Consider the following 19,704-nt stretch of genomic DNA (forward strand, 5'->3'; position numbering starts at 1 on the left):
CACGCGTTTCTGAGGAGCAGCCATGTCCGAGATCAGCTTCCACGACCTCTCATCCGCCAGCGCCGAACAGCGGGCGAGCCTGCTGAAGCGCGCCGAGGCCGACCTCTCGGTCTTCGTCGAGAAGGTCCGTCCGATCCTCGAGGCGGTCAGGACCGAAGGCGACGCGGCCCTGCTCCGCTTCGTCAGGGATCTGGACAAGGCCGATGTGGCCGCGGGCAATCTGAAGGTCTCGGAGGCTGAGTTCGACGCGGCCTTCGGCAAGGTCGACAAGGATGTCATCGACAGCATCCGCTTCGGCATCGCAAACATCAGGCATTTCCATGAGGAGCAGCGTCCCGAGACGATGTGGCTCAAGGAAGTCCGCCCCGGCGCCTATGCCGGCGACCGTTACACGCCGATCGGCTCGGTCGCGCTCTACGTTCCGCGCGGCAAGGGCGCCTTCCCGTCGGTGACCATGATGACCTCGGTTCCGGCCGTCATCGCCGGCGTGCCGCAGATCGCCATCGTGACGCCGCCGACCGCGGACGGTTCCGTCGATGCCGCGACCCTGGTCGCCGCTCGGCTCGCCGGGGTCGAGACCGTCTACAAATGCGGCGGCGCGCATGCGGTCGCGGCCGTCGCCTACGGCACCGAGACGGTGAAGCCCGCGCTCAAGATCGTCGGCCCGGGCAGCCCTTGGGTTGTGGCGGCCAAGAGCCTGTTGTCCTCGATCATCGACACCGGCCTTCCGGCCGGCCCGTCGGAAGCGATCATCTTGGCCGACGACAGCGTCGACGGCGGCCTCGCCGCGCTCGACCTTCTGATCGAGGCCGAGCACGGACCGGACTCTTCCGCCTATCTCGTGACGCACAGCCGCAAGGTCGCCGACGCGGCCCTGGCAGCACTTCCCGACCATTGGTCCCGTATGACCGAGCAGCGGGTCGAGTTCTCGCGCGCGGTGCTGACAGGCAAGCGCGGCGGCATCGTGCTGACCGCGTCACTGGAGGACAGCTACCGCTTCATCAACGACTATGCGCCCGAGCACCTCGAAATCCTGTCCAGGGAGCCGTTCGCGCATCTCGGCCACATCACCGAGGCGGCCGAGATCCTCATGGGTCCGCACACGCCGGTGACATTAGCCAATTTCGTCCTCGGGCCGAATGCGGTGCTGCCGACCAGCCGCTGGGCGCGCACTTACGGGCCGCTTTCAGTGACGGATTTCCTGAAACGTTCGTCGGTCGGCTATGTGACCTCGGCCGCCTATCCGGAGCTTGCCGGCCATGCCCGCAGGCTTGCCCGCTACGAAGGCTTCAGCTCGCACGAGAACGCGGTCTCGGAAATCCGCGACCGCTATATCGGCGCCTGACGGGCCGGCGCGATGAAGGCCGCCAGACTCTATGGACCCGGCGACCTGCGCGTCGAGGACATCGCCGCGCCGGGGGCTCCCGAGGCGGGCTGGGTGAAGCTCAATGTCGACGCCGCCGGCATCTGCGGTTCCGATCTCCACAATTTCCGCACCGGACAATGGATAAGCCACGCGCCGTCGACCGCCGGCCATGAACTGACCGGCACGGTGGTTGCGGTCGACGAGGGCGTCGGCACCGTCGCCGTGGGCGACCGGGTGGTCGCCGATTCACGTTTCTGGTGCGGAGAATGCGCGCAATGCCTTGCGGGCAGGCGGCATCTGTGCGCCTCGCTGGGCTTCGTCGGCGAAGTATGCGACGGCGGTTTTGCCGAGGAGACGGTGCTGCCGGCGCGCCTGCTGCATGTCATAGACGCCGCGCTGGATGAAAGAGTGGCGGCCATGGCCGAGCCGCTCGCCGTCGCGCTGCATGCTGTGCGGCGCCTGCCGAAGACCGCGGGTTCGGTGCTTGTCGTGGGCTGCGGCACCATCGGCGGCCTGGCGGCGCTGCTCCTGTCGCGGACGTTCCCGGGCAGGGTGCTGATCGCCGACCGCAACCAGGCCCGCTGCGAGCGCGTCGCCCGGGTGACCGGCGCCACCATCGTCCATCTCGACCGCGAGGCCATTGCCGCCGCGACCGCCGATGCGCCTCTGCTTGCCGCCGTCGAGGCGACCGGCAGCATCGCCGCGCTCAACCAGCTGCTGGGTGTTCTGGGTTCCGGCGCCACCGTGGCGCTGGTCGGCATTTTCCACGGCCGCCTCGACATAGATCCCAACATGCTGGTCGAACGCGAGATCGGTCTGCTGGGCTGCCATGCCTTTGCCGATGAGCTGCCCGACGCCATCGGGATGCTGGCCGAGCTGTCCGGACCGCTGATCAGCCTGATCGATCGCGAGATCGGCCTGGACGACATTCGCGCCGCTTATGAGCGTCTTTTGGTGGGACAGGGCGACGGCTTGAAAACCATCATCCGGCTGCGGCAGCCTGCCGGGACCTGATTTCCGATGTTCGCCGGAAAGGACTTTGAAATGAGTGCTTTGCCCGATACGGCCAGCCCCCTCTACGAGAAGGTCAAGGACTACATCCTGACCAACATCGGAACCGGCAAGTGGGCCAAGGACAGCAAGCTGCCGTCCGAGAATGAATTCGTGGCCGCGCTCGGTGTGTCGCGCATGACCGTCCACCGCGCCTTGCGGGAATTGACCTCGGCCGGCTTTCTGATTCGGCTGCAGGGCGTGGGGACATTCATCGCGCCGCCAAAGCCACAATCGACGCTGATCGAGATCAACAACATCGCGGCCGAGATCGTCGCGCGCGGCAACAGGCATCGCTCCGAGGTTCTCGTCCTCGAAAGGATCACGCCGACCAAGGAGCTCTCGCTGTCCTTCGAATTCGCCAAGCGCGCGGCGATCTATCATTCGGTGGTCGTCAATTTCGAGAACGACCTACCCGTGCAACTGGAAGAGCGCTTCGTCAATCCGAGCCTGATACCCGACTACGACAAGCAGGATTTCTCAAAGACGGCGACCTATGATTACCTGATGCAGAAGACGCCGGTGACCGAGGTCGAACACATCATTTCGGCGGTCCCGGCCGATGCCGAGACGGCGCGGCGCCTCGCCATCGACGTCGGCAGTTGCTGCCTTCTCCTGCATCGCCGGACATGGACCGGCGCGGTCGTCGCCACCATCAGCAAACTCACCTATGTCGGCAGCCGCTACTCGCTGGGCAGCCGCTATTCTCCGTCGCGCAAGACGTGAATTGTTCATGCCTCCGGCACCGCTCGGGAGGGGGCAGGGATCGGCCCGCCCAAATGCTCCCAAGAGCACGAAAACCAGCCTCTCCAGCTTGTATATGCATGTATGTATTTTAGCCTTGACATCCATCGTCGCCGACGTTGAATATCGTTTCACTCCCGTCGACGTGGCAGGTAAGACGCCGAGGCACAGTGCCGCAAGAAGCAGAAGCCGCATTCTCACCGGACGGGAAGTTTGGTTCAAAAAAGCGCTCTGGATCATCAAGGGGAACAAAGATGATGCGTAACCTCACAGGACAATTCCGTGCGCTCGTGGTAGCGGCGACCATCGGCTTCGCCCCACTCGCCCACGCCGCCGATACGGCCATTCCCGCGACGCCCGAGGCCGGATCGTTCAAGATCGGCATTGAGCCATGGCTGGGCTACGGCCAGTGGCATGTCGCCGAAGCCAAGGGCCTGTTCAAGGCGAGCGGTCTGTCGGACGTCCAGGTCGTCAACTTCACCGAGGACAAGGACATCAACGCCGCCCTGGCGAGCGGCCAGCTCGATGCGGCCAACATCGCCACCCACACCGCCATGGGCATGGTCGCGGCCGGCCTGCCGGTCAAGATCGTGCTGCTGCTCGACGTCTCGATGACCGCCGACGCCATGATCGCCGGCAAGGACGTCAACTCTGTTGCCGATCTCAAGGGCAAGCAGGTCGCCTTCGAGGAAGGCACGACCAGCGACATCCTGCTGAAATACGCGCTGGCCAAGAACGGCATGTCGATCGCCGACGTCCAGCCGGTGCCGATGCCGGCCGCGGATGCCGGCAGCGCGCTGATCGCCGGCCGCGTCCCGGTCGCGGTCACCTATGAGCCCTATCTCACCACGGCCAGGGCGCAGAACAAGGACGTCAAGCTTCTCTTTACCGCCGGCGAGGATCCCGGCCTGATCAGCGACGTGCTGGTGGTGCGCGACGAGGTGATCAAGTCGCGGCCCGGCCAGGTGCTGGCCATGATCAAGGCCTGGGATGCCGCGCTCAAGGATTACAATGCCGACACGCCCGGCGGCCGCACCATCATCTCCAAGGCGGTCGGCTCGAGCGTCGAGGACCTCAACACCGCCTTCGACGGCGTGCGCTACTATTCGCTGGCCGAGAACAAGAGCGCGCTGACAGGCGATTTTTCCACCAAGACTTTCGCCGATGTCGAGGCAGCCGCCAAGAATGCCGGGCTGCTTCAGGCCGACGTGACGCCGGAGCAGATGATCGATCCGGCCTTCGTCAAGGCCGCGCAGTAGGCCGGTTCGTAGCGGCCGCCGAGATGTCCGACGAGCCTGCCGGCAGAGCGAGCCCGCCTGGCCCGGCGACGGGACCTGCCGCCGGCCAGGCGATGCGCCGCCGCCGATCCTCCGGGATCGGTGCGCCCATCGCGCGCGCCCGTTTTCTGATCATCGCCGTGGCCGTCTTTGCCGGCCTCGGCGTCGCCTGGTGGGCGGCGACGGGGCTCGACCTGGTCAAGCCGATCTTCCTGCCGTCGCCCGCCAGCGTGGCGACGCAACTCGGCAAGCTCTGGGCCGACGGCACGCTGCTCACCGATCTCGAGGCCTCGATCTACCGTATTTCGGTCGGCTTCCTCATCGCCTCGGCGCTCGCCATTCCGATCGGCGTGCTGATCGGCAGCTTCCGGACCTGGGAAGCGGCCATCGAGCCGCTGGTCGATTTCATCCGCTATATGCCGGTCGTTGCCTTCGTGCCGCTCTCCATCCTGTGGGCGGGCACGAGCGACGTCCAGAAATTCCTGATCATCTTCATCGGCACCTTCTTCCAGCAGGTGCTGATGATCATGGACAACGTCAAGCGCGTGCCGGCCGACTTCGTCGGTCTCGGCCGGACGCTCGGCCTGCCGGACCGCAAGATCCTGACGCGCATCGTGGTGCCCAGCGCCTTGCCGGGCATCTGGGATACGCTGCGCATCAGCCTGGGCTGGGCCTGGACCTGGCTGGTGCTGGCCGAGCTCGTCGCGGCGACGTCCGGCCTCGGCTATCGCATCACCGTCTCGCAGCGCTATTTCCAGACCAACACCATCATCGGCTACATCCTTCTGCTCGGCATTCTTGGCCTGATCACCGACCAGGTCATGAAGGCGCTGGGCAAGGTGCTGTTCCGTCAGGACAGCCGTTCATGACGAGGTCCGGTCGATGAATTCCCCAAAACTGCGGATCAAGGGTCTTCACAAGAGCTTCGGCACCGCAGCGCGGCGCACCGAAGTGCTGCGCGACATCAATCTCGACCTCGCCGACAACGAGTTCGTGTCGCTGGTCGGCACGTCGGGCTGCGGCAAGAGCACGCTGCTGTCGATCGTCGCCGGACTGCAGGATTTCGACTCGGGCGAGCTCGACATTGACGGATCGCCGATCCTGAAGCCGGGTCTCGATCGCGGCGTCGTCTTCCAGTCCTATACGCTGCTGCCCTGGCTGACGGCGCAGCAGAACATCGAGTTCGCTCTCAAGGCCGCCGGCCATGACCGCGCCACCTGCCGCAGGATCGCGCTTGAACATCTCGACCTGGTCAAGCTCCCGCGCTCGGCCAATCTCTATCCATCCGAGCTGTCGGGCGGCATGAAGCAGCGCGTCGCCATTGCGCGCGCTCTTTCCTACCGCCCCAAGATGCTCTTGATGGATGAGCCCTTCGGCGCCCTCGACGCTCTGACCAGGCATCAGATGCAGGAGCTGCTCACCCAGATATGGGAGGAGCACAGGCTGACCGTGCTCTTCGTCACCCACGACGTAGAAGAGGCCGTCTATCTGTCGGACCGCATCGTTGTGATGGGCATCGGCCCAGGGCGCATCATGCGGACTTTCGACGTCGACATCGAGCGGCCGCGCCGTGAGGAGGTCATGGAAAGCGCCGCTTTCATGGACCTGCAGCGCAATGTCCACAAAGCCATTCGCGAGGCATCCAGGCGCCCCGAAATGGCTTAGGCGTGTCGCCCAGTCCGCCCGCTTGTGGTGCGCAACGGACCTTTGCAAGGAGAGCCACCTGCCGCTTGGGTCCGTTGCGCGCCGCGCCCGGTCGGTTTCGCCGGCCGTGCGATTTCAGAAAAGCTTTGCGGTGGCCATGCAAAACACCGTGATGACCAGCAGCCCGCCGGCGATGCGTTCGCCCCTGGTCATCTTCGCCCGCAGCTGCGTCTGCGTCGCTTGATCGGCGCCGGCCAGTTGCCGGCTGGCGGAGGCGACGAGCGCGCCCTGCACGCCGGCGGCGATCAGTGCCGTCAAGATGCCCAGCGCCAGCGCCTTCTCCATCGGGCCGAACGCGCCCTCGTGGAAGAAATACCAGAGCAGTATGCCGGTCAGGAACACCACGCTGGAGGCGCCGAGCTGCGGCCGGATGAAGCGCTCCGCCTTGATCTCCGGATCGCGTGCGACCGCAATGGTCGTGCCGGCCCAGAATACGCCGGCCATGACGTGCAGGCCGATGACGACGATGTAGATATATTGCATGACCGCATTCCTCTCTGCCTCCCGCCGCACGTCGCTGCCATGTCGCGACGCCATCAATAAGACAAAGTTAGATATCTAACGATTAGATGTCAATTCATAAAGCCGAGTTTCACGTTCTCATTGCATGCTCTACTGTCACGTCATGACACCATTTGATCGCCCGCCCATCGGCATGAACCTCGCCCGCACCTCGAAAGTGGTGGCGCAGGCCTTCGATGCCGCGCTGGTCGAGGCCGGCGGCACGCTGCCGGTCTGGCTGACCTTGCTGTCGGTCAAGTCGAAGGAACTGGCCAACCAGCGCGAGCTTGCCGGCATGATCGGCATCCAGGGCGCGACGCTGACGCATCACCTCAACGCCATGGAGGCGCAGGGGTTGCTGACGCGCCGCCGCGATCCAGAAAACCGCCGGGTCCATCAGGTGGCGCTGACTGAAGCCGGAGAAGCGCTGTTCGAGAAATTGCGTCTCGCTGCCGTCGACTTCGACAAGCGGCTGCGGGCCGGCATTCCCGATGACAGGCTGGCCGAATTCGCCGAGGTGCTCGCAGCGCTGCGGGCGAACGTCGAAGCGTCGAGCTTCGGACGTTTGCTGGCGTCTTTCCCCGGTGACGAAAACGACATCCCGCCTCGCCCTGGCAGGCCGGCTCGCGCAATCAAGTCATGATCTTCTAGCGATCATAACCCACTATCGCCCCGAAGGCGTAGTGACGCAGCCTGAGCGCCGCGATCAGAGCCGTCAGCTTCGTCTTGCCGTCGAAAGCGTCCTGGAACATCTCGTCATGCATAAGCAGGATCAGCTTGTTCGGCCTGGCGAAATGGCCGTAACCGAACAGATGGTCGATCTCGCTGACAAGATGGTCGACGCTCTGAACCGGCTTGCCGCTGTCCTCATGCACCCACTCGTGATCCCAGCCGTAAAGCCAGAAGCCCGATGCCGCGACGAATTCGTAGTCCGGATCCTCGCGGCCGGCCTCGGCCGGTCCGAGCGAATTGTCGTCCTTCGAGTAATTGGGCAGCCGGAACACGTCGCGTCCGGGCAGCCGCGCATGCACGGCCGGCTTCAGCCCGAGCACAACATTGGCCTTCAGCATGTCGGCGACCACGCCTTCGGTGTCGCCGTAGAAATGCCGGTAGTGATTATAGGCATGGCTGTAGCTGTGGTTGCCGATCGTCACAAGCGGCATCGATTTCGCCCGCTGCAACAACGCCCGGTTGGTAGCGTCGGCCTCGGCATGCATGCCGACCATGAACAAAGTTGCGGGCACCTGCTCGGCCTGCAGCACGTCGAGGATGTTGGCTGTACCGTTCAGCGGACCGTCATCGAAAGTGAGGTAAATGATGCGATCGGCGGCCGAGGCGGGCGATGCGACAAGCAGCAGGAACGGCAGGATATAACGAAGCGGCATTCGCAAAACCCGGTTGCGGTCACGATAGGCCGCCATAACGCCCGGTTGTATCAAGCTTGTCGACGGTTGCGCTAGCCCAGGCTGCCTTGCAGCACTTTGAGCTTCGCCCTTTTCGGACTGCGCGCCGCCAGCCATTCGCGCGCCTTGTCCTGCGGCATCGGGAAGGCGATGGAATAGCCCTGCACCTGGTCGCAGCCGATCGCCATCAGGGAGTCGAGCTCGGCCTCGGTCTCGGCGCCCTCGGCGACGATCGAGATGCCCAGCCCCCTGGCAAGCTCGGTGATGGCGCGCACGATCTTGCTGTTGTCGCCGTTCTCGTTGATGTTCTGAACGAAGCGGCGGTCGATCTTCAGCCGATCGATCTCGTTGGGGTTGACGTGGCTCAGCGAAGCATAGCCGGTGCCGAAATCGTCAAGCTCCAGATGCACGCCGGCGGCGCGGATGTGGCGGAGCTTGGCGGCGATTCCGGTCTTCTCGTCGTCGAGGATGACGGATTCGACGATCTCCAGCGAAAGCTTCTGCGGCGCCAGCCCGGCGCGCTCCAGCGTGCCGAACAGGAACGCGTCGAAATCAGGCTCGCGCAGCTCGGTGCCCGAGACATTGACGGCAATGCGCCCGAAATCGATGCCGGCGCGGTCCCATTCGGCGGCCTCGTTGATCGCCTTGCTGATGACGATGCGGCCGACATCCGGCATGAAGCCGCATTTCTCGGCGACGGGAATGAACTCGCCGGGCGAGATCATGCCGCGCGTGGCGTGGTTCCAGCGCACCAGCGCCTCGATGCCGCTGATCTTGCCGCTGGTCAGCGACACCTGCGGCTGGAAATAGACCTCGAAGCTCCGGTCGGCGATCGCCGTGCGGATGTCCTGTTCGAGCTGCTTGCGGTAGTCCAGCTCGCGCCGCAACTCCTCCGAGAAGAAGGAGAAATTGCCGCCGCCAAGCTTCTTGGCCGAATAGAGCGCGAGGTCGGCATGGACGAGCAGGTCCTGCGCATTGTCGGCGTCGACCGGATAGACCGCGATGCCGGCGCTGGCGCCAGGCATGATGGTCGTGCCCTGGAACGTGATCGGCTCGTTGATTTCGGCAAGGATGCGCTTGGCCAGCGCATGGATGTCCTCGGTGGTGCCGGCCCCGTTGAGGATCATGACGAATTCGTCGCCGCCGAGCCGAGCGCAGAGGTCCGACGCCCGGCAGGAATCGCGCATGCGCTGCGCCGTCACCACCAGCACATAGTCGCCGGCGGCGTGTCCGAGCGTGTCGTTGATCTGCTTGAAGCGGTCGAGATCGAACTGGACCACCGCCAGGCGCTCGCGGCGCCGGTGCGCGCCCTTGATCAGCGTATCGAAATGGTCGGTGAGGAAGGTGCGGTTGTGGAGACCGGTCAAGCCGTCATGCACGGCGATGAAGGCCATGGAGTTGCGCGCGTCGACTAGCTCGCGGGTCTTGCGCAGGATGGCGTTCGACATCGGCCGGAAGATGAACAGTGCCACCAGCACGATCACGCCGAGGGTGGCGAAGAACAGCGTGCGGTGCAGGTCGAGGATGTTGCTGGACTGCGCGTCGGCGAAGGCGCTGATGCGCTGGCCGAGCGCGGCATAGCCGGACAGTGTCGCATTGGCGACGGAAGCGTCGAGGCCGGCGCGTTCGCCACCGGCCTTGTAGCCGTTGCTCTGCATGCCGAGCTGCGACTCGAAGGACGAGACCAGCCTTTCGCCATTGGCGACGAGCCCGACCGAGAAGTAATCGAGGTGGAACGGCTTGTTGAACAGCACATATTCGATCGACTTCGGATCGTTGCGCGCCGGCGACAGCGGATCGGCGCCGGTTTCCTTGAGCAGCCGGTCGTAGCTGGTTTCGAATTCGCCCGTCGCCTGCTTGAGCGCGGTTACCAGCGCCGGCTGCTTGTCGCGCGAGGCAGCGCCCGTGGCGCTCGCCAGGAAGACGATGCGCTGCGACAGCGCCTTCTGCGTCGAGACGATGTCGAGCAGGGCATCATTGTGCTGCTGCTGCGCCATCAGCTGCTGCAGAAGAATGAAGGAGGCCACCACCATGGCGGCAATAATCGTGAGCGCCAGCCAGTAGCCGGTCTTGATGAGCAGGATCAGCTTGCGCGAAACGCTCTGCACTGGCTGCTGCGACATGACTTAAGTGACCCTCCGGTCGACGGATTCCCGCCTTGGATTCGTTACGGGAAGACACTTGCCTTGAAAGGGTTAACAGCTCGGCAAAGGAGGCTGATGGCGATCGCGGCGGCGCGACAAAGCTCGCAAGATGGTTATCATGTCGTTTCCCGCGCACAGCTTTTTGATCGCATTGCTGGTGCGTCGCCGGGAAGGATTGCCTTCCGGCCTTCGCGACGCCACCGAAGCGGTCGCTTTTGCGATGGATTTTTTGCAGCCGTGGCGCGACAGTCCGGCCTCGAACCGAACAGGGCTGGACCCATGAGCAAAGCATTCCTTTCCCACATCGACAGCGAGCTCCAGGGCCTCAAATCGGCCGGGCTCTACAAATCCGAGCGGGTGATTTCCTCCATGCAGTCCGCCGAGATCGAGGTCGGCGGCGAAAAGGTGCTGAACTTCTGCGCCAACAACTATCTCGGCCTCGCCGACAGCGTGGACCTGCGCGACGCGGCAAAGCAGGCGCTCGACCGCTACGGCTACGGCATGGCTTCGGTGCGTTTCATCTGCGGCACGCAGGAAGAGCACAAGGAACTCGAGGCGACGATCTCATCCTTCCTCGGCATGGAGGACACCATCCTCTATTCTTCCTGCTTCGACGCCAATGGCGGCCTGTTCGAGACGCTGCTTGGCGAGGAGGACGCCATCATCTCCGATGCCTTGAACCACGCCTCGATCATCGACGGGGTCAGGCTCTCCAAGGCCAGGCGCTTCCGCTACGCCAACAACGACATGGCCGATCTCGAGGCCCGGCTGAAGGAGGCGAAGGACTGCCGCTTCCGGCTGATCGCCACCGACGGCGTGTTTTCGATGGACGGCATCATCGCCAATCTGCGCGGCGTCTGCGATCTGGCCGAGAAATACGATGCGATGGTGATGGTCGACGACAGCCATGCGGTCGGCTTCGTGGGCAGGAACGGCCGCGGCTCGGCCGAGCATTGCGGTGTCGAGGGCAGGGTGGACATCATCACCGGCACGCTGGGCAAGGCGCTGGGCGGCGCCTCCGGCGGCTACACGTCCGGCAAGAGGCAGGTGGTCGACTGGCTGCGCCAACGCTCGCGGCCCTATCTCTTTTCCAACACGCTGATGCCGGCCATCGCCGGCGCCTCGATCAAAGTGTTCGACCTGATCCGCCATGGCGACGCGCTGCGCCAGCGCCTATATGCCAATGCGGATCGCTTCCGCTCCAGCATGGGCAAGCTGGGCTTCACCCTGGCCGGCGCCGATCACCCGATCATCCCGGTGATGCTGGGCGATGCGGCTTTGGCGCAGGAGATGGCCGCGCGCATGCTGAAGCGCGGCATCTATGTCATCGGCTTCTCCTTCCCGGTGGTGCCGAAGGGCCAGGCGCGTATCCGCACCCAGATGTCGGCCGCCCATTCCAGCGCCGACATCGATCGGGCGGTTGAAGCGTTCGGCGAGGTCGGCAAGGAACTGGGCGTGATTTCGTGAACGGCTGGCGCTGAAAAACGGTCCCGGATCGAGCGATTCAAGGAAGAAAAGAATGTCCAACATGATGAAGGCGCTGGTGAAGGCCAAGGCCGAGCCGGGCATCTGGATGGAAGAGGTGCCGGTGCCGGAGATCGGCCCCAACGACGTGCTTATCAAGGTCAAGAAAACCGCGATCTGCGGCACCGACGTCCACATCTACAATTGGGACCAGTGGGCGCAAAAGACCGTGCCGGTGCCGATGGTGACGGGCCATGAATTCGTCGGCACGGTCGCCGATTTCGGCGCCGCGGTCACCGAATACAAGGTCGGCCAGCGCGTCTCGGGCGAGGGTCACATCGTCTGCGGCCATTGCCGCAACTGCCGCGCGGGCAGGGGGCATCTTTGCCGCAACACGCTGGGCGTCGGCGTCAACCGTCCCGGCGCCTTCGGCGAGTACATGGCGATCCCGCAGCACAATGTCGTGCCGATCCCGGACGACGTTCCGGACGAGATCGCGGCGATCTTCGATCCGCTGGGCAATGCGGTTCACACCGCACTGTCCTTCGATCTGGTCGGCGAGGACGTGCTGGTCACCGGCGCCGGCCCGATCGGCATCATGGGCGCGCTGGTGGCGCAGTGCGTCGGCGCGCGAAAGGTCGTCATCACCGATATCAACCCGGTCCGGCTCGACCTGGCGCGCAAGCTTGGCGTTCAGCACGTCGTCGACGCCTCGAAGGAGAAGCTGCGCGACGTCATGCCTTCGATCGGCATGAGCGAAGGGTTCGATGTCGGCCTGGAGATGTCGGGCGCAGCACCCGCCTTCCGCGACATGATCGACACCATGAACAATGGCGGCAAGATCGCCATTTTGGGCATCGCGCCCACCGGCTTCGAGATCGACTGGAACAAGGTCATCTTCAAGATGCTGCATCTGAAAGGCATCTATGGCCGCGAGATGTTCGAGACCTGGTACAAGATGATCGCCCTGGTGCAGGGGCCCCTCGATGTGTCGGGGCTGATCACGCATCGCATTGGGATCGATGAGTTCCAGGTTGGATTCGATGCGATGCGCAGCGGCAGCTCGGGCAAGGTGGTGATGGATTGGTGAGGGGCTTCTAAGGAAACGTCGAGTTCCTTCGCACCTGCCTATCAGTTCTTTTCTTCCAAGGCGCCCTCCAGCGCCGCCACTCCCGTAGCAACCGCCGCGCGCTCCTTTACGCTCAACCTCGCCAGCAACTCCCGTTCAAACGCCTTCGCCAGCGGCACCATCTCACGATAGGCCGCAAGCCCCACCTTGGTCAGCGCCAGATGCTCGACCCGCCGATCCATCTCGTCCGGCGTGCGCGTCAGCCAGCGCCGGCGCTCCAGCTCGGTCACCGCGCGCGACACCTTGGTCTTGTGCATGGCCGACTGCCGGCCGAGCTCCGTCGCCGTCATCGTGCCGCGCTGGCCGAGTCCTGAAAGCGTGCGCCATTCCGGCCTCGTCAGGCCGTGGCGCTCCTTGTAAATGCGGGAGAACTCGCGGCTGACGGTGTCCGCAAGCCGGTAGAGGCGGTACGGGAGAAAGCTTTCCAGCTCGAGGATTTCAGGTTCCATGAAGCGCTCCCGGGACGCAGCGCGCCGTTGATAGTTACATTTTCGATGGTTACAAATGAAACCAGTTTGGTCAACATCGCCAACGGGCTAGCACCGTGAGGCTGGACGTCGGGATCAGGGAGGATCGGATGGGCTTTTCATATATGCCGGGCTTCGGCAATGACTTCGAGACCGAGACGCTGCCCGGCTCGCTGCCGCAGGGCCGCAATTCGCCGCAGCGTCCGGCCTATGGGCTTTATGCCGAGCAGCTCTCCGGCTCGCCCTTCACCGCGCCGCGCGGCACCAATGAGCGTTCCTGGCTCTACCGAATTCGTCCGAGCGTAAAGCATACCGGCCGCTTCAAAAGTGCCAGCTATCCCTTGTGGAAGACCGGACCCAACATCGGCGACCATGAGCTGGCGCTCGGCCAATACCGCTGGAATCCGACGCCGATGCCTTCCGAGCCGACGGACTTCATCTCAGGCATGCGCACCTTCACCACGGCCGGCGATGCTGTCGGGCAATCCGGCATGGCCGCGCATGTCTATGTCGCCAACCGCTCGATGGTCGACGACCACTTCTTCAATGCCGACGGCGAGTTGCTGGTCGTGCCGCAGGTCGGCGCGCTGCGCTTCGTCACCGAAATGGGCGTCATCGAGCTTCGGCCCGGCGAGATCGCCGTGCTGCCGCGCGGGCTGGTCTTCAAGGTCGAGCTCGCCGACAAGGAGGCGCGCGGCTATGTCTGCGAGAATTACGGCGCCAAATTCACCATGCCGGACCGCGGCCCGATCGGCGCCAATTGCCTGGCCAACCCGCGCGACTTCAAGACGCCCTGCGCCTGGTTCGAAGAGAAGGAGACGCCCTGCCGGCTGATCGTCAAATGGTGCGGCTCCTTCCACGCAACCGAGCTCGGCCATTCGCCGCTCGACGTTGTCGCGTGGCACGGCAACTACGCGCCCTACAAATATGATCTCGCAACCTTTTCGCCGGTCGGCGCCATCCTGTTCGACCACCCCGACCCGTCGATCTTCACCGTGCTGACGGCGCCGAGCGGCGAGGAGGGCACGGCCAATGTCGACTTCGTCATCTTCCCGCCGCGCTGGCTGGTGGCGGAAAACACCTTTCGGCCGCCCTGGTACCACCGCAACATCATGAGCGAGTTCATGGGCCTGATCCATGGCCAGTACGACGCCAAGGAAGAAGGGTTTGTTCCGGGCGGCATCAGCCTGCACAATCAGATGCTGGCGCATGGACCGGACGCTTCCGGCTTCGAGAAGGCGACGCGTGCGGAGCTGAAGCCGGTCAAGCTCGACAACACCATGGCCTTCATGTTCGAGACGCGCTTTCCCCAGATGCTGACGCGCTACGCCGCCGAGCTCGGCACCTTGCAGGAGAACTATATCGACTGCTGGGCCGACCTGAAGAAGCGTTTCAACGGCACGCCGGAGGGCGATTGGTCTTGAGCGCCGAAGCAGCAGACCGACTCGTGCTGCTCGGCTCCAAGGGCGGTCCGGCGTTGCGGCCGGGCGGGCCATGGCCGAGTTCGTCGCTGCTGGAACTCGGTGGACGCAACATCGTCGTCGATTGCGGGCTGGGCGTCACGCGCGGCCTGGTCGATGCCGGCATCAGCCTGAAGGCGCTCGACCTGATCTTTATCACGCATCTCCATTCGGACCATGTTCTGGAACTCGGGCCGCTGATCCACACCGCCTGGACGGCGGGACTGGCGACGCCGGCGACTGTTTTCGGCCCACCCGGCACACAGGACTACTGGCGGCATTTCTGCCGGGCGATGGAGTTCGACATCGCGATCCGCATCGTCGACGAGGGTCGGCCGGATATCCGCAGGCTGGTTTCGGTCGAAGAGTTCGGCGAAGGCTCGGTTCTGGACGAGCGAGGCCTGACGGTGACGGCGCTGCGCGTTGACCATCCGCCGGTGACCGACTGTTTTGCGCTGCGTTTCGAGCATGGCGGCAGGGGCGTGGTCTTTTCCGCCGACACGACCTTCTTTCCGCCGCTGGCCGGCTTTGCCAAAGAGGCCGACATTCTTGTCCATGAGGCCATGCTGGAGGAAGGCGTGGAAAGCCTGATCGCCCGGACCGGCAACGGCGCGCGACTTCGCGAGCACCTCTTCGCCAGCCACAGCCTCGCTGAGGATGCCGGCCGGATCGCCAGCGATGCCGGCGTGCGGCGGCTGGTGCTCAACCACCTCATTCCGGCCGACGATCCAGCCATTGGCGAAGCGGATTGGGTCGCCGCTGTCAGGAAAACTTGGCCGGGTGACTTGACGATCGCACGCGACGGCCTTGTTGTACAACTAAGCGGCGCCAAAGCCGCGCGAGGAGAGGAAACCGCATGAAGCTTGCCACACTGAAGAACGGGACGCGCGACGGGAAGCTGGTCGTGGTCTCGCGCGATCTGACGCGGTTCACCGATGCCTCCTTCCTGGTGCCGACGCTGCAGGCCGCGCTCGATGACTGGCGCCGCATTGCTCCGCATCTCGCGACCTTGGCGGAATCGCTCGAGACCAACGCGGTACCGTCGGAGCGCTTCCATGAGCACAACGCGCATTCGCCGCTGCCGCGCGCCTATCAATGGGCCGACGGCTCGGCCTATGTGAACCATGTCGAACTGGTGCGGAAGGCGCGCGGCGCCGAGATGCCGGCAAGTTTTTGGACCGATCCGCTGATTTACCAGGGCGGCTCTGACTCCTTCATTGCGCCGCGCGATCCGATCCGCATGGCTGATGAAGCCTTCGGCATCGACATGGAGGCGGAGGTTGCGGTCGTCGTCGACGACGTGCCGATGGGCGCGAGCCTGGAAGAGGCGAGGGAGGCGATCCGCCTCGTCATGCTGGTCAATGACGTGACGTTGCGCGCCATTACCGGGCCGGAGCTGGCCAAAGGCTTCGGCTTCTTCCAGTCGAAACCTTCATCGGCTTTCTCGCCTGTCGCGGTCACGCCCGACGAGTTGGGCGATGCCTGGGATGGCGGCAAGGTCAGCCTGCCGCTGCTCGCCGATCTCAATGGCAAGCCCTTCGGCCGCGCCAATGCCGGTGTCGACATGACCTTCGACTTTCCGGCGCTGATCGCGCATGCCGCGAAGACCCGGCCGCTCGCCGCCGGAACCATCATCGGCTCCGGCACCGTTTCCAACAAGCTGAACGGCGGGCCGGGCAAACCCGTCTCGGCCGGCGGCGCCGGCTATTCCTGCATCGCCGAACTGCGCATGATCGAGACCATCGAAAGCGGCGAGCCGAAGACGCCGTTCCTGCGTTTCGGCGACACGGTGCGGATCGAGATGAAGGACAAGGCCGGTCACTCGATCTTCGGTGCCATCGAGCAGAAGGTCGAGAAATACGTCAAATAGGCGCGGCCGGGGAGGAGGCCGAAACGGTGACCCTGCTCGAGCATCTGCGCCGCATGGCGCGCAACAATCTGTGGTCGAACGACCGGCTCTACCGCGCCGTGCTTGCGTTGCAGCCCGGCGAGTTCGAGGCCGGTCGCACCAGCTTCTTTCCATCGATCCGGGAGACGCTCAACCACATCCTCGCGGTCGACCGTCTCTATCTCGATTTCCTGACCGATGGTGGTCTCGGCGCCTCGGCATACGACACTTTCGTGCCGTTCGACGATGCGGCGAGCCTGGCGGCGGCACAGGCGGATTTCGACCACAGGCTGATCGCTTTCTGCGACGGCCTGTCGGAAGCCGATCTCGACCGGCGAGTCATCACCGACCGACGCGAGGATGGCAAGATCCCCGAACGCATCGGCGACATCCTCGCCCACGTCTTCCTGCACGACATCCATCATCGCGGCCAGGTGCATGCCATGCTCTCCGGCACCTCGGTAGCGCCGCCGCAATTGGATGAGTTTTTGCTCGACTACGACATTAAGCTCAGGAAGGACGAGGTCGCACGGCTAGGGCTGTGAACGAGCGAGAGCGCTTCGGGAATTATCGTAGTTACAAAAATTGTTGACTTAATTATTGTAGGTACATAAATTCAGATGAGGATCGTTTGGGATGAAACGAAACGGTTGGCCAACATTGACAAACACGGCTTGGATTTTGCTGCGTTGGACGAGGAGTTTTTCCTTGCGTCGACGATCCGGGCGGCTAAAGCCGGTCGTTTCATGGCGATTGGCCGGATAGTTAGCGGCGTGGTTGCCGTGGTCTTTGCCCGACTTGGCTCCGAAGGCATCTCGATTGTTTCGATGCGGCCGGCCAACCAGACGGAAAGGCGATTGTTCGATGGCGAAAACTAAGCTGCACATCACGAAGCCTGACAAGGAATTCAAGCCAGGCAAGGGCTTTACCCAGAAAGATTGGGACGCCGTTTCGGACAATCCCGAATGGACCGAGGAGGATTTTCGGAACGCTCGTCCCTTCATCGACGTGTTTCCGGATCTTGCCGAAAGCATTCGCCGTTCGCGCGGCCGGCCGGCGCTCGACAATCCGAAGAAACAGGTGACGCTGCGCCTCGATAGCGATGTGGTTGCCCGCTTCCGTGCCGGCGGACCCGGCTGGCAGAGCCGCATCAACGATATCCTGCGCAAAGCCGCCGGCCTCCAAAAGTAGCTTTAAACACCACCGCATCGACGCCAATGGCTCGGCGCGCCACATTTAGTCGCGCCGCCGCAATTGGATGAGTTTCTGCTCGACTACGACATCAAGCTGAGAAGGGACGAGGTCGAGCGGCTGGGGCTGGAATGATCAAGCCAGCGCGACATCATAAGCTGAGAAATGCCGATCCGCGGTGACCAGAGTCAGGCCTTCAATTTGAGCCTGTGCGATGAGCAGGCGGTCAAAGGGATCGCGATGATGGAGCGGCAGGTGTTCAAGCCTTGCCGCATGCAGTTCATTCACCCCGAGGATTGGAATTCCATTCGATTGCAGAATGTCGACGATGTTGCCAGTGAGTGTGATTTTGCCGAGCGACCTCTTGATGGCAATCTCGGCCACTGAGATGGCGCTGACGGTCACATCCTTGCCCGCCAGAAAAATGTCGCGATGGTGATCCGAAAGACGTGAGTCGGCGTTGAGCACCCAAAGGAGAATATGGGTGTCGACCAGATATCTGGGGCTCATTTAGTATACTCGTCCCATTCGGGACCGAGTTCATCAAAATCGTCCGCTATCCAGATTTGGCCCTTCAGCGCCCCAAACAGGCCTTTGCTCCCGCCAGGCCGAATGGGAGCGCTCAAGGTTGCGACAACCTCTCCATGCTTTGTCAGATGGATCTTTTCGCCAGCCTGGGCACGTTTGACCAACTCGGAAAGCTGCGCCTTGGCTTTTGCCATTGGAATGTTCATAGTCGACCTCTTATGACCAGAATTTAGGTCATAAGAAGTCGAGCCGCAAGCCGGCTCTACGCCGCCTTGCCGCTCAGCTTGATAACGCCGCGCTTGATCTGGTCCTGCTCGATCGACTCGAACAAGGCGCGGAAATTGCCTTCGCCAAAGCCTTCGTCGCCTTTGCGCTGGATGAACTCGAAGAAGATCGGGCCGATTACGGTCCTGGAGAAAATCTGCAGCAGGATCTTGGTCATGCCGCCGTCGACCACGCCTTCGCCGTCGATCAGGATGCCGTGCTTCTTCATGCGCTCGATCGGCTCGTCATGGCCGTGCACGCGCTCATGCGACATCTCGTAATAGGTGTCGGGCGGGCCTGGCATGAACTTCAGCCCATTGGCGGCCAGCTTGTCGGTTGCCTCGTAGATGGCGTCGGTGCCGACGGCGATATGCTGGATGCCTTCGCCATTATACTTCTTCAGATATTCGGCGATCTGGCTGGTCTCGTCCTTAGACTCGTTCAGCGGAATGCGGATCTTGCCGCAGGGCGAGGTGATGGCGCGGCTCACCAGGCCGGTGATCTTGCCGTCGATGTCGAAGAAATGGATCTGCTTGAAGCCGAACAGGTCGCGATAAAAATCCCACCATTTGTCCATGTTGCCGCGATAGACATTGTGGGTGAGGTGGTCGAGGAAATAGAAGCCAACGCCTTCAGGCTTGGGGTCGCGCGCGCCCAGCCATTCGAACTCGGCATCGTAGGCCGAGCCCTTCTCGCCATAGGCTTCGATGAAATAGAGCAGCGAACCGCCGATGCCGACGATTGCCGGCACGTCGAGCGCCTTGTCGGTGCCTTCATAGGGCGTCGCACCCTTCGACACGGCGTGCTCGAAGGCGTGCTTGGCATCGACCACGCGCCAGGCCATCGAGGCGGCGCAAGGGCCATGCTTTTCGACGAACTTCATCGCATGCGAGCCCGGCTCGGCATTGACGACATAGTTGATGTCGCCCTGGCGCCAGACGGTGATGTCCTTCGAGCGATGCCTCGCCACTGCGACATAGCCCATGCGGGTGAAGAGTTCGGCGAGCTTGGCGGGCTCCGGATGCGCAAATTCGACGAATTCGAAACCGTCGGTGCCGGCGGGATTTTGCTTGCTGATTTTCGCGGGTGGCGCGTCGTGCGGGAAGGGGCCCATGGCAATCCTC

23 protein-coding genes and 1 pseudogene are annotated in these 19,704 nt (G+C 63.5%); 17 read left to right on the forward strand and 7 right to left on the reverse strand.

The features are described 5' to 3' along the window. Window positions 1-22 precede the first annotated feature (22 nt). From hisD to E5X34_RS09920, 6 genes are all read left to right on the forward strand, one after another. On the forward strand, window positions 23-1,345 hold the full coding sequence (gene hisD / locus E5X34_RS09895) for a histidinol dehydrogenase (protein ID WP_292563529.1): 1,323 nt from the start codon (window positions 23-25) through the stop codon (window positions 1,343-1,345). Window positions 1,346-1,357: 12 nt separating this feature from the next. Next, entirely contained in the window at window positions 1,358-2,380 is a 1,023-nt protein-coding gene (locus E5X34_RS09900; RefSeq protein WP_292563532.1) for an alcohol dehydrogenase catalytic domain-containing protein, read from the forward strand. 30 nt (window positions 2,381-2,410) lie between these two features. Next, the gene (gene hutC, locus E5X34_RS09905; RefSeq protein WP_292563535.1) at window positions 2,411-3,142 is read left to right on the forward strand and encodes a histidine utilization repressor; all 732 of its coding nucleotides are present in this window, start codon (window positions 2,411-2,413) and stop codon (window positions 3,140-3,142) included. A gap of 275 nt (window positions 3,143-3,417) precedes the next feature. Next, window positions 3,418-4,419, forward strand: a complete 1,002-nt coding sequence (locus tag E5X34_RS09910; RefSeq protein WP_292563729.1) for an ABC transporter substrate-binding protein — start codon at window positions 3,418-3,420, stop codon at window positions 4,417-4,419. A gap of 92 nt (window positions 4,420-4,511) precedes the next feature. Continuing rightward, on the forward strand, window positions 4,512-5,306 hold the full coding sequence (locus E5X34_RS09915) for an ABC transporter permease (RefSeq protein ID WP_292563731.1): 795 nt from the start codon (window positions 4,512-4,514) through the stop codon (window positions 5,304-5,306). A gap of 13 nt (window positions 5,307-5,319) precedes the next feature. Then, window positions 5,320-6,102: an ABC transporter ATP-binding protein gene (locus E5X34_RS09920; RefSeq protein WP_292563537.1), complete on the forward strand. Its 783-nt coding sequence runs from the start codon at window positions 5,320-5,322 to the stop codon at window positions 6,100-6,102. Between the two features lie 114 nt (window positions 6,103-6,216). Here the strand turns inward: E5X34_RS09920 and E5X34_RS09925 are convergent, their stop codons facing one another. Further along, entirely contained in the window at window positions 6,217-6,624 is a 408-nt protein-coding gene (locus tag E5X34_RS09925; RefSeq protein ID WP_292563540.1) for a hypothetical protein, read from the reverse strand. Between the two features lie 142 nt (window positions 6,625-6,766). On the opposite strand from E5X34_RS09925, the gene E5X34_RS09930 reads away from it, so the two are divergent. Further along, on the forward strand, window positions 6,767-7,285 hold the full coding sequence (locus tag E5X34_RS09930; protein ID WP_292563543.1) for a MarR family winged helix-turn-helix transcriptional regulator: 519 nt from the start codon (window positions 6,767-6,769) through the stop codon (window positions 7,283-7,285). 4 nt (window positions 7,286-7,289) lie between these two features. Here the strand turns inward: E5X34_RS09930 and E5X34_RS09935 are convergent, their stop codons facing one another. Together E5X34_RS09935 and E5X34_RS09940 are read right to left on the reverse strand one after the other, a co-directional pair. Beyond that, the gene (locus E5X34_RS09935) at window positions 7,290-8,027 is read right to left on the reverse strand and encodes a polysaccharide deacetylase family protein (protein WP_292563546.1); all 738 of its coding nucleotides are present in this window, start codon (window positions 8,025-8,027) and stop codon (window positions 7,290-7,292) included. Between the two features lie 71 nt (window positions 8,028-8,098). After that, window positions 8,099-10,168, reverse strand: coding sequence for an EAL domain-containing protein (locus tag E5X34_RS09940; RefSeq protein WP_292563549.1), 2,070 nt, complete (start codon window positions 10,166-10,168; stop codon window positions 8,099-8,101). A gap of 139 nt (window positions 10,169-10,307) precedes the next feature. Here E5X34_RS09940 and E5X34_RS09945 point away from each other — a divergent pair, with 139 nt between their 5' ends. The 3 genes from E5X34_RS09945 to tdh are packed head-to-tail and all read left to right on the forward strand — an operon-like array spanning window position 10,308 to window position 12,743. Beyond that, the gene (locus E5X34_RS09945) at window positions 10,308-10,472 is read left to right on the forward strand and encodes a hypothetical protein (RefSeq protein WP_292563552.1); all 165 of its coding nucleotides are present in this window, start codon (window positions 10,308-10,310) and stop codon (window positions 10,470-10,472) included. After that, a complete protein-coding gene (locus E5X34_RS09950; protein ID WP_292563555.1) occupies window positions 10,469-11,656 on the forward strand; it encodes a glycine C-acetyltransferase in 1,188 nt (395 codons plus the stop codon). The genes E5X34_RS09945 and E5X34_RS09950 overlap by 4 nt, the downstream gene beginning before the upstream one ends. A gap of 52 nt (window positions 11,657-11,708) precedes the next feature. Beyond that, entirely contained in the window at window positions 11,709-12,743 is a 1,035-nt protein-coding gene (tdh, locus tag E5X34_RS09955) for an L-threonine 3-dehydrogenase (protein WP_042646380.1), read from the forward strand. Window positions 12,744-12,784: 41 nt separating this feature from the next. Here tdh and E5X34_RS09960 read toward each other — a convergent pair whose 3' ends face one another. Further along, window positions 12,785-13,231, reverse strand: coding sequence for a MarR family transcriptional regulator (locus tag E5X34_RS09960; protein WP_292563560.1), 447 nt, complete (start codon window positions 13,229-13,231; stop codon window positions 12,785-12,787). Between the two features lie 128 nt (window positions 13,232-13,359). Between E5X34_RS09960 and hmgA the strand changes: the two genes are divergently transcribed. From hmgA to E5X34_RS09995, 7 genes and pseudogenes are all read left to right on the forward strand, one after another. Next, the gene (gene hmgA, locus E5X34_RS09965; protein WP_292563563.1) at window positions 13,360-14,673 is read left to right on the forward strand and encodes a homogentisate 1,2-dioxygenase; all 1,314 of its coding nucleotides are present in this window, start codon (window positions 13,360-13,362) and stop codon (window positions 14,671-14,673) included. Then, window positions 14,670-15,569, forward strand: coding sequence for an MBL fold metallo-hydrolase (locus E5X34_RS09970; protein ID WP_292563566.1), 900 nt, complete (start codon window positions 14,670-14,672; stop codon window positions 15,567-15,569). Before hmgA ends, E5X34_RS09970 begins: the two co-directional genes overlap by 4 nt. Further along, window positions 15,566-16,579, forward strand: coding sequence for a fumarylacetoacetate hydrolase family protein (locus tag E5X34_RS09975; protein ID WP_292563569.1), 1,014 nt, complete (start codon window positions 15,566-15,568; stop codon window positions 16,577-16,579). The genes E5X34_RS09970 and E5X34_RS09975 overlap by 4 nt, the downstream gene beginning before the upstream one ends. Window positions 16,580-16,605: 26 nt before the next feature. Further along, the gene (locus E5X34_RS09980) at window positions 16,606-17,142 is read left to right on the forward strand and encodes a DinB family protein (protein WP_292563572.1); all 537 of its coding nucleotides are present in this window, start codon (window positions 16,606-16,608) and stop codon (window positions 17,140-17,142) included. 75 nt (window positions 17,143-17,217) lie between these two features. After that, window positions 17,218-17,475 (forward strand): BrnT family toxin, encoded by a 258-nt coding sequence (locus E5X34_RS09985; RefSeq protein WP_292563575.1) that lies wholly within the window; start codon window positions 17,218-17,220, stop codon window positions 17,473-17,475. Continuing rightward, window positions 17,462-17,788, forward strand: coding sequence for a BrnA antitoxin family protein (locus E5X34_RS09990; RefSeq protein WP_292563578.1), 327 nt, complete (start codon window positions 17,462-17,464; stop codon window positions 17,786-17,788). The genes E5X34_RS09985 and E5X34_RS09990 overlap by 14 nt, the downstream gene beginning before the upstream one ends. 48 nt (window positions 17,789-17,836) lie before the next feature. Next, window positions 17,837-17,923: pseudogene (locus tag E5X34_RS09995) on the forward strand (damage-inducible protein DinB); the annotation flags it as partial. On the opposite strand, the gene E5X34_RS10000 reads toward E5X34_RS09995, so the two are convergent. The 3 genes from E5X34_RS10000 to hppD are packed head-to-tail and all read right to left on the reverse strand — an operon-like array spanning window position 17,924 to window position 19,694. Next, the gene (locus tag E5X34_RS10000) at window positions 17,924-18,298 is read right to left on the reverse strand and encodes a type II toxin-antitoxin system VapC family toxin (RefSeq protein WP_292563580.1); all 375 of its coding nucleotides are present in this window, start codon (window positions 18,296-18,298) and stop codon (window positions 17,924-17,926) included. Continuing rightward, complete coding sequence (locus E5X34_RS10005) at window positions 18,295-18,522, reverse strand: type II toxin-antitoxin system prevent-host-death family antitoxin (RefSeq protein ID WP_292563582.1); 228 nt, start codon at window positions 18,520-18,522, stop codon at window positions 18,295-18,297. Before E5X34_RS10005 ends, E5X34_RS10000 begins: the two co-directional genes overlap by 4 nt. A 56-nt stretch (window positions 18,523-18,578) precedes the next feature. Next, the gene (gene hppD, locus E5X34_RS10010) at window positions 18,579-19,694 is read right to left on the reverse strand and encodes a 4-hydroxyphenylpyruvate dioxygenase (protein WP_292563585.1); all 1,116 of its coding nucleotides are present in this window, start codon (window positions 19,692-19,694) and stop codon (window positions 18,579-18,581) included. Window positions 19,695-19,704: the final 10 nt, after the last annotated feature.

Source organism: Mesorhizobium sp. (assembly GCF_004963255.1).
Lineage (GTDB): Bacteria > Pseudomonadota > Alphaproteobacteria > Rhizobiales > Rhizobiaceae > Mesorhizobium.

Bases quoted from the DNA above. Each gene is read 5' to 3' on its own strand.
- hisD (WP_292563529.1), top strand. From the start codon at position 23: ATGTCCGAGATCAGCTTCCACGACCTCTCATCCGCCAGCGCCGAACAG.
- E5X34_RS09900 (WP_292563532.1), top strand. From the start codon at position 1,358: ATGAAGGCCGCCAGACTCTATGGACCCGGCGACCTGCGCGTCGAGGAC.
- hutC (WP_292563535.1), top strand. From the start codon at position 2,411: ATGAGTGCTTTGCCCGATACGGCCAGCCCCCTCTACGAGAAGGTCAAG.
- E5X34_RS09910 (WP_292563729.1), top strand. From the start codon at position 3,418: ATGCGTAACCTCACAGGACAATTCCGTGCGCTCGTGGTAGCGGCGACC.
- E5X34_RS09915 (WP_292563731.1), top strand. From the start codon at position 4,512: ATGCGCCGCCGCCGATCCTCCGGGATCGGTGCGCCCATCGCGCGCGCC.
- E5X34_RS09920 (WP_292563537.1), top strand. From the start codon at position 5,320: ATGAATTCCCCAAAACTGCGGATCAAGGGTCTTCACAAGAGCTTCGGC.
- E5X34_RS09925 (WP_292563540.1), bottom strand. From the start codon at position 6,624: ATGCAATATATCTACATCGTCGTCATCGGCCTGCACGTCATGGCCGGC.
- E5X34_RS09930 (WP_292563543.1), top strand. From the start codon at position 6,767: ATGACACCATTTGATCGCCCGCCCATCGGCATGAACCTCGCCCGCACC.
- E5X34_RS09935 (WP_292563546.1), bottom strand. From the start codon at position 8,027: ATGCCGCTTCGTTATATCCTGCCGTTCCTGCTGCTTGTCGCATCGCCC.
- E5X34_RS09940 (WP_292563549.1), bottom strand. From the start codon at position 10,168: ATGTCGCAGCAGCCAGTGCAGAGCGTTTCGCGCAAGCTGATCCTGCTC.
- E5X34_RS09945 (WP_292563552.1), top strand. From the start codon at position 10,308: ATGTCGTTTCCCGCGCACAGCTTTTTGATCGCATTGCTGGTGCGTCGC.
- E5X34_RS09950 (WP_292563555.1), top strand. From the start codon at position 10,469: ATGAGCAAAGCATTCCTTTCCCACATCGACAGCGAGCTCCAGGGCCTC.
- tdh (WP_042646380.1), top strand. From the start codon at position 11,709: ATGTCCAACATGATGAAGGCGCTGGTGAAGGCCAAGGCCGAGCCGGGC.
- E5X34_RS09960 (WP_292563560.1), bottom strand. From the start codon at position 13,231: ATGGAACCTGAAATCCTCGAGCTGGAAAGCTTTCTCCCGTACCGCCTC.
- hmgA (WP_292563563.1), top strand. From the start codon at position 13,360: ATGGGCTTTTCATATATGCCGGGCTTCGGCAATGACTTCGAGACCGAG.
- E5X34_RS09975 (WP_292563569.1), top strand. From the start codon at position 15,566: ATGAAGCTTGCCACACTGAAGAACGGGACGCGCGACGGGAAGCTGGTC.
- E5X34_RS09985 (WP_292563575.1), top strand. From the start codon at position 17,218: ATGAGGATCGTTTGGGATGAAACGAAACGGTTGGCCAACATTGACAAA.
- E5X34_RS09990 (WP_292563578.1), top strand. From the start codon at position 17,462: ATGGCGAAAACTAAGCTGCACATCACGAAGCCTGACAAGGAATTCAAG.
- E5X34_RS10000 (WP_292563580.1), bottom strand. From the start codon at position 18,298: ATGAGCCCCAGATATCTGGTCGACACCCATATTCTCCTTTGGGTGCTC.
- E5X34_RS10005 (WP_292563582.1), bottom strand. From the start codon at position 18,522: ATGAACATTCCAATGGCAAAAGCCAAGGCGCAGCTTTCCGAGTTGGTC.
- hppD (WP_292563585.1), bottom strand. From the start codon at position 19,694: ATGGGCCCCTTCCCGCACGACGCGCCACCCGCGAAAATCAGCAAGCAA.